1 tRNA gene and 2 rRNA genes are annotated in these 3,578 nt (G+C 53.0%); all 3 read left to right on the forward strand.

The features are described from left to right. Positions 1–249: 249 nt before the first annotated feature. The 3 genes from GS630_RS22185 to GS630_RS22195 all read left to right on the forward strand — a co-directional run bounded on the left by GS630_RS22185 (position 250) and on the right by GS630_RS22195 (position 3,578). Positions 250–3,135 (forward strand): 23S ribosomal RNA (locus GS630_RS22185). Positions 3,136–3,301: 166 nt separating this feature from the next. Further along, positions 3,302–3,416 (forward strand): 5S ribosomal RNA (gene rrf / locus GS630_RS22190). 85 nt (positions 3,417–3,501) lie between these two features. After that, a tRNA-Met gene (locus tag GS630_RS22195) sits at positions 3,502–3,578 on the forward strand.

A 3,578-nucleotide genomic window follows, 5' to 3' on the forward strand; every position in this document is an offset into this window, starting at 1 on the left:
AACAGAGTTGTCCAAGTCAAGTACACTAACCCGCATAACTTAACGGTTATGCATTGTCTTCTATCCTCTGCGTGGGGCCGACCGACATCGGCAGCGCGGGTTCCAGGATGGAAGGCGGGAAAGTATGCTTTTGGTTCAGAAGAAAGATCATCTTTAGTTACCAGCTGGATGATCGCGATGGACATACTTGTGCTCAAATAGCCGAATAGGCGGTAGCGCAAAATGTTATGTCTTTCTTTTTCTGGATCAAATCAAGCGCGAGAAGGGCGTTTGGTGAATGCCTTGGCAGCAAGAGGCGATGAAAGACGTGATACTCTGCGATAAGCCATGGGGAGCTGAGAATAAGCTTTGATCCATGGATTTCTGAATGGGGCAACCCACCTGAAAGCTTCATATTGTTATCCCCTCACAACCTGGTTGTGAGTAGATACTCAATATGGGGTTTAAACAGGTACTTAAGACCTGAATACATAGGGTTTTAAGAGCAAACCCGGGGAACTGAAACATCTAAGTACCCGGAGGAAAGGAAATCAATTGATACTCCCCTAGTAGCGGCGAGCGAACGGGGACCAGCCGAGCCAGATAAGTGACTAGAACACGTTGGGAAGCGTGGCCATAGCGGGTGACAGCCCCGTATAGGAAGCTTTGATGGACGTATTAAGTAGGGCGGAACACGTGAAATTCTGTCTGAAGATCGGAGGACCACCTTCGAAGGCTAAGTACTCCTTGCTGACCGATAGCGAACCAGTACCGTGAGGGAAAGGTGAAAAGCACCCCGACGAGGGGAGTGAAACAGTACCTGAAACCGAACGCCTACAATCAGTCGGAGGATCCTCGAGATCTGACGGCGTACCTTTTGTATAATGGGTCATCGACTTGGTCTCACGAGCAAGCTTAAGCCGTTAGGTGTAGGCGTAGCGAAAGCGAGTCTTAATAGGGCGCATGAGTTCGTGGGATCAGACCCGAAACCGAGTGATCTAGGCATGGCCAGGTTGAAGGTAAGGTAACACTTACTGGAGGACCGAACCCACATCCGTTGAAAAGGATCGGGATGAGCTGTGCCTAGGGGTGAAAGGCCAATCAAACTCGGAGATAGCTGGTTCTCTGCGAAATCTATTTAGGTAGAGCGTCATCCGAATACCCCGGGGGGTAGAGCACTGGATGGGTAATGGGGCCCCACAGGCTTACTGATCCTAACCAAACTCCGAATACCCGGGAGTACTAGATGGCAGACACACTGCGGATGCTAACGTCCGTAGTGGAGAGGGAAACAACCCTGACCTACGACTAAGGCCCCCAATTCATGGCTAAGTGGGAAAGCAGGTGGGACGACCAAAACAACCAGGAGGTTGGCTTAGAAGCAGCCATCCTTTAAAGATAGCGTAACAGCTCACTGGTCTAAATAAGTTGTCCTGCGGCGAAGATGTAACGGGGCTCAAGCCATGAGCCGAAGTCTAGGGATGCGTAAGCATCGGTAGCAGAGCGTAGTGTGACATAGAACCTTGCCTTTTTTACCGCCGGTCATTTGGTGCGCGCAATCGCGCTCAAGTAGCCGAATAGGCGGTAGCGCAGGCATAGGTTCTTTCGATGAAGCCGGGGCGTGAGCCATCCGGTGGAGAGATCACTAGTGAGAATGATGACATGAGTAGCGACAAAGAGTGTGAGAGACACTCTCGCCGAAAGTCCAAGGGTTCCTGCTTAAAGCTAATCTGAGCAGGGTAAGCCGGCCCCTAAGCCGAGGCCGAAAGGCGTAGGCGATGGGAACTAGGTTAATATTCCTAGGCCAGGAGGATGTGACGGATTGCAGGTGTAGTTCAACCTTATCGGATTGGTTGGGCTGCTGAGCAGTTCCTGGAAATAGCCCTCCATCAGACCGTACCCTAAACCGACACAGGTGGACTGGTAGAGCATACCAAGGCGCTTGAGAGAACGATGTTGAAGGAACTCGGCAAAATACCTCCGTAAGTTCGCGAGAAGGAGGCCCGGTTCCTAGGCAACTAGGGGCTGGGGGCACAAACCAGGGGGTGGCGACTGTTTATTAAAAACACAGGGCTCTGCGAAGTCGCAAGACGACGTATAGGGTCTGACGCCTGCCCGGTGCCTGAAGGTTAAAAGGAGAGGTGAGAGCCTTGAATTGAAGCCCAGGTAAACGGCGGCCGTAACTATAACGGTCCTAAGGTAGCGAAATTCCTTGTCGGGTAAGTTCCGACCTGCACGAATGGCGTAACGACTTCCCCGCTGTCTCCAACATCGACTCAGCGAAATTGAATTGCCTGTCAAGATGCAGGCTTCCCGCGGTTAGACGGAAAGACCCCGTGCACCTTTACTACAGCTTCGCACTGGCATCAGGATTGTGATGTGCAGGATAGGTGGTAGGCTTTGAAGCGGAAACGCAAGTATCCGTGGAGCCTCCCTTGAGATACCACCCTTCGCACTCTTGATGTCTAACCGCGGTCCGTTATCCGGATCCGGGACCCTGCGTGGCGGGTAGTTTGACTGGGGCGGTCGCCTCCTAAAGCGTAACGGAGGCGCGCGAAGGTTGGCTCAGAGCGGTCGGAAATCGCTCGTTGAGTGCAATGGCAGAAGCCAGCCTGACTGCAAGACTGACAAGTCGAGCAGAGTCGAAAGACGGCCATAGTGATCCGGTGGTCCCGAGTGGAAGGGCCATCGCTCAACGGATAAAAGGTACGCCGGGGATAACAGGCTGATACTGCCCAAGAGTCCATATCGACGGCAGTGTTTGGCACCTCGATGTCGGCTCATCTCATCCTGGGGCTGGAGCAGGTCCCAAGGGTACGGCTGTTCGCCGTTTAAAGAGGTACGTGAGCTGGGTTTAGAACGTCGTGAGACAGTTCGGTCCCTATCTGCCGTGGGTGTAGGAGACTTGAGAGGAGTTGCCCCTAGTACGAGAGGACCGGGGTGAACGATCCACTGGTGGACCAGTTGTCGTGCCAACGGCAGTGCTGGGTAGCTATGATCGGACAGGATAACCGCTGAAGGCATCTAAGCGGGAAGCCCCCCTCAAAACAAGGTCTCCCTGAGGGCCGTGGAAGACCACCACGTCAATAGGCCGGAGATGTAAGCGCAGTAATGCGTTCAGTTGACCGGTACTAATCGCCCGATAGGCTTGATTTGATCCAGTAATGGAAAGACAAGACCAAAGCATACACCAACCTTGAGTTGGACAACGCTGATTGATTAACACAACCGTGCAGGACCGCGCATTCGCAAGCGAATACGCTGCCTCCTGCATAGTCGCTTTCTTGAACAGCAAGAAAGTCGACCGAGGGCTTTTCCTCGGTTTGGTGGTCATAGCGCAAGTGAAACACCCGGTCCCATACCGAACCCGGAAGTTAAGCACTGCCGCGCCAATGGTACTTGGGCTTAAGCCCCGGGAGAGTAGGTCACCGCCAAACCTAGTAAAAGCCCAAAATCTCTCTAAACGATGAAAATAATACCTGGCCTCAAGTAGCCGAATAGGCAATAGGCACACCAAAGCGTCGCGGGGTGGAGCAGTCCGGTAGCTCGTCAGGCTCATAACCTGAAGGTCAGAGGTTCAAATCCTCTCCCCGCAACCA

This window comes from Ruegeria sp. HKCCD7303, from assembly GCF_013111185.1.
In the GTDB taxonomy this organism is placed as follows: domain Bacteria; phylum Pseudomonadota; class Alphaproteobacteria; order Rhodobacterales; family Rhodobacteraceae; genus Ruegeria.